This window comes from Massilia sp. TSP1-1-2, assembly GCF_049896185.1.
In the GTDB taxonomy this organism is placed as follows: domain Bacteria; phylum Pseudomonadota; class Gammaproteobacteria; order Burkholderiales; family Burkholderiaceae_D; genus Telluria_A.
Window position 1 is genome coordinate 1 of the sequence record NZ_JAFCTU010000161.1, and the last position, 801, is coordinate 801.

The following is an 801-nucleotide window of genomic DNA, read 5'->3' on the forward strand; positions in this document are numbered from 1 at the left end:
TTTCGCCCTTTCCAGAGAACTCAACGGCGAGCAAGCTACGGCCGAATTGACGCACGGCGTGCTGCGTATTCGCATTCCCAAGTCGCAAGACGCCGTGCCGCGCAAGATTCCCGTCAACGCCGGCCCGTAGGAGTTGCGCATGACAAACCGACGGGGCCGGGCCGTCCTTGCCGTGGCTGCCATGCTCTGTGCAACCGGCAGCGGCTGTTCGCGCATCGGCACGCATGACGGGGTGCCTGCCGCGCGCGAACCGGCAACCTCGTCGCCGGCGCGCGGTGCTGGCGGCGGCAGCAGCAGCACCGCGCTGCCCCAGTTCGTCAACCTGGTCAAGGAACAGGGGCCGACGGTCGTCAATATCAGCGCCACGCGCGAGGCTCCCCCTGGCGGGGTGCCGCCCGGCCACCCGCTGTATGATTTCTTTCGCCATTTCGGCGGGCCGCCCGACTCGGGCGAGGGCGGCGGCATGAGTGTCGGGTCGGGCTTCATCATCAGCGAGGATGGCTATATCCTCACCAACGCCCATGTCGTTGCCGGTACCGACACCGTGCGCGTCAAGCTGACGACCAAGCGCGAATATGCCGCCAAAGTCATCGGGGTCGATCCGTAAACTGACGTTGCGCTGCTCAAGATCGGCGCCACCGGCTTGCGCGCCGTTCAAGCGGGAAATCCTGCCGACATGGAACCCGGCGAATGGGTCGCCGCCATTGGCGCGCCTTTCGGCTTCGAGAGCAGCGTCACGGTGGGCGTGGTCAGCGCCAAGGGCCGCCTGCTTCCGAACGGCAGCTACGTACCGTTCATCCA

1 pseudogene is annotated in these 801 nt (G+C 66.4%); it reads left to right on the plus strand.

The annotated features are described in order from the left end of the window. Positions 1–181: 181 nt before the first annotated feature. Positions 182–801 (plus strand): annotated as a pseudogene (locus ACP7BV_RS27470) (trypsin-like peptidase domain-containing protein); the annotation flags it as partial.